Below are 3,400 nucleotides of genomic sequence, written 5' to 3'. Positions count from 1 at the left end.
GCGTGACATGCAATTCGCCCTCCCAGCCGTCGATTTCCAGCCCCAGGCACGCCTGCATCAGCATGAAGGTCGAGCCTGCCGACCAGGCCTGCGGCAGGCAGGCGACAGGATAGGCGATCGGCGCCTCGCCGGGCGCGCGGGTGAAGCCGCAGAACAGCTCCGGCAGCCGCATGTTGAAATGCACGGCGGACTCGAACGTGCCGCTCATCAGCCGCACCACGCTGTCGCGTTCGCCGTAGCGTGCGAGGCCGACGCCGCAGAGCGCCGTGTCATGCGGCCAGATCGAGCCGTTGTGGTAGGACATAGGGTTGAAAAACACCGCGTCGTCCGCGAGCGTCCTCAGCCCCCAGCCGGAATGGAAGGCGGCCGACAGCAGCTGGTCGGCGACCAGACTGGCGCGCTCGGGCTGCGGCAACCCGACGAACAGCAGGTGCCCCGCATTCGATGTGCGCACCTTGCAGGGCTGGCCTTCGCCATCGATGGCCAAGGCGTAGAAGTTCATGTCGTCCAGCCAGAAGTCGCGTTCCACGGCGACCCGCATTTCCTCGGCACGACCCTCCCAATGCTCGGCATCCGCGAATTCGCCGCGGCGGCGAGCGAGCGCCGCCATGCCGCGGAAGGCGGCAAAGACATAGCCCTGCACCTCGACCAGCGCGATCGGTCCCTTGGGAATGCGCCCATCGGCATGGAAGACGGAGTCAAAACTGTCCTTCCAGCCCTGGTTGGCAAGGCCCGACTCGGCGGCGCGCTGGTAGGTGACGAAACCGGTGGCGCGGCTCGCCTCTTCCGTCCACTCGGCGGCGGCCTTGAGCGAGGGCCACAATTTGTCGATGAAGGCCATGTCGCCGGTGCGGTCGGCATAGGCGGATGCCAGATGGATATAGAGCGGCGTGGTGTCGACGCCGCCATAATAGCGGCCGAAGGGAAGCTCGCGCAGCGCCGCCATCTCACCCTTGCGCGTCTCATGCATGATTTTGCCGGGCTGGGAATCCCAAAAGGGCGACGTTTCGGTCGCCTGGTGCTCGGCCAGAAAAGCCAGCACGCCCCGCGCCAGGCCGGGGTTGAGCCAGAGCATCTGCAGGCTCGAGATCACGCCGTCGCGGCCGAATGCCGTCGAGAACCACGGGATGCCGGCATAGGGATAGGGCCCGGTCGGAAGCTCCGTGGTAAGCAGCGCCACATCGGCGCGGGCGCGCTCGACCCAATCGTTGAAGACGCGGCCTGAGCTGTGCACCGTGGCGCCATGCCTGCGCTTGGCGCGCATGCCGAAGCGGGCGCGCGCCGCGGCGGCGCGGAATCGGTCGCGATCGGGCGGATCGGCCACCTCGGGACCGACCTCGATATAGAGCACTTTTTGACTGCGCTTGGTCACCGCGATGAGGAAATCGGCGCGATTGTCGCTCAACTGGTCGGGCGCCTGCGAAAAGGAGATCGCGGAAAGTCTCGGCAGACCGTCGAGGCCGTCATAGCCAAGCAGCACCGAGGTCTTGTCGGTCTTGGCGACATGCGTCGTGCCACGCTTCACCCGGGTCGTGCCGCGCACCTCGAACATGTCGCGAAAGTCGGCGGCAAAATGCAGTGAGGCGGTGATGGTCGAATGCTCGCGGCTATAGTTGGAAAGCGTGATGCGCTCGAACAGCCTGTCCTGCCAGATGAGCCTGACGCGTTCGATGTGGATCGCACCCTGCGGGATATCGCGGCCCGCGGCACTCTGGATCGGCAGGTTGGTGAGGTTGGACGTGAACAGCACATTGTCCTGGCTGAGCGAGGCGCCGAGCAGCGACATCTGCCTGCCGCCGATGGTCAGCCGGAATTCGGAAAGCACGCGGGTGTCGTCGCGGAAGAAGCCGTCGCCGGACCCTCTGATGTCGCCATAGGCGTCGGCGACGGCGAAGCAGTCGCCCTGCTTGAGGGCAAAGAGCCGGTGCGGTTCCCGCGGCGCCGTCTCGTCGAGCGAGGAAAGGGCCACGGCGGGATCGAGCTTGCGCTCGTCGAGCTCCGTCATTCGTCACCTCTTCGTTTGCCCCGCCCTAGAGGATGATGCCGAAAAGTGTGAAGCGGTTTTCGGACAACATCATGCTCTATCTCGTAGATTCGCGCTATGAAGGTCAGGAAGCCTTGACCTCCGGGATGCCGGTCAGGCGCATATAGGCAGCTAGGTAGTCGCGCGCCATCCTTGCGGCCGAGAACCTTGTCTCGAAGACCGCCCTCACCTGCCGCCGGTCGAGATCGAGAAGCGCGGGCATCGACGCGACCGCATCGTCCACACTGTCCACGACGAAACCGGTGACGCCGTTGTCGATTATCTCCGGCAAGGCGCCTTGATCCCAGGCAATCACCGGCGTGCCGCAGGCCATGGCCTCGATCGCGACGAGACCGAACGGCTCCGGCCAATCTATGGGGAATAAGAGGCCCGCCGCGTTGCCGAGAAACTCCGCCTTCTCGTCTTCCGTGATCTCGCCGACATACTCGATCTGCTTGCCATCGATGAGCGCCTCGATGTTGTCGCGGAAATAGGCGCGGTCGTCGTCGCCGATCTTGGCCGCCAGCTTCAGCTTCAACCCGGACCGGCGCGCGATCTCGATGGCGCGGTCCGGCCGCTTGTCGCGCGACAGGCGTCCGAGGAAGGCGAGATACGGCTCTTCCGCCTCAGGTTCATAAGTCGGTTGGTAGGCATCGAGCGGCAGTCCGTGATGGATGGTGGCCAGCCAGTTCGCGTCGGGCAAGCCGCGCTTCTGGCTGTGCGAGATCGAGATCATCGGGAAACGCGGGAAGCGTTTATAGGCCGGCGCCAGGTCGACATAGTCGAGCCGGCCATGCGGCGTCGTCACCGTCCGCCCCGCGATCTCTTCGAAGAACGGAAAATGCACGAAGTGGCTAAGATGGAAATGGATGACATCGAACTCGCCGGCGCGCGCTCGCACATCGGCAAGCATCGCCAGATGCGCTGCGATCTCCGATTTCTTCGGCCGCGGGTCGAGGCGTATCGCCTGGTCGCGCCCGGGCACCAGCCGCGCCGAGGTCTCGCTGTCGCCGCTCGCGAATAGCGTCACATCGTGGCCAAGCCCGACCAGCGCCTCGGTGATGTAGAAGACGATCCTTTCCGTGCCGCCATAGAGTTTCGGCGGCACGGATTCGTACAGCGGCGCGACATGAGCTATGCGCATTTGGTCCCTCGGCTGTTGACGCGAAGCAAAATGCGTCAACCGCGAGATCGTTCCTGCCCAATTGGTCGCGGACACGGTTGATATCCGTCCGACAGGCGCGACAAGTCAGCCAAGGCCTTCAACCTCGCCGCGCTCTGAGCCCGATGCCGAGCGCTAAACAATTAAATCAACTTGATTTTCTAAAGTGGCGATCTACAGTTCCGGCGACTGGCAACGACCGCATGACCCTCAAG

General features: G+C 64.4%; 2 protein-coding genes. Both read right to left on the bottom strand.

The window, feature by feature from the left end; genetic code table 11:
• Positions 1-2,005 (bottom strand): amylo-alpha-1,6-glucosidase (locus EOD07_RS27545; protein ID WP_127237636.1); only part of this gene is annotated, 2,005 nt, incomplete at its 3' end.
• Between the two features lie 103 nt (positions 2,006-2,108).
• The gene (locus EOD07_RS27540) at positions 2,109-3,167 is read right to left on the bottom strand and encodes a glycosyltransferase family 4 protein (protein ID WP_127237635.1); all 1,059 of its coding nucleotides are present in this window, start codon (positions 3,165-3,167) and stop codon (positions 2,109-2,111) included.
• Positions 3,168-3,400: the final 233 nt, after the last annotated feature.

This window comes from Mesorhizobium sp. M2C.T.Ca.TU.002.02.1.1, assembly GCF_003997225.1.
Note: the sequence above shows the minus strand (reverse complement) of the source record. Positions and strands in the feature narration are given on the sequence as shown.

What these genes read in the sequence shown, in the direction of transcription:
- EOD07_RS27540 (WP_127237635.1), bottom strand. Translation starts at nt 3,167, where the DNA reads ATGCGCATAGCTCATGTCGCGCCGCTGTACGAATCCGTGCCGCCGAAA.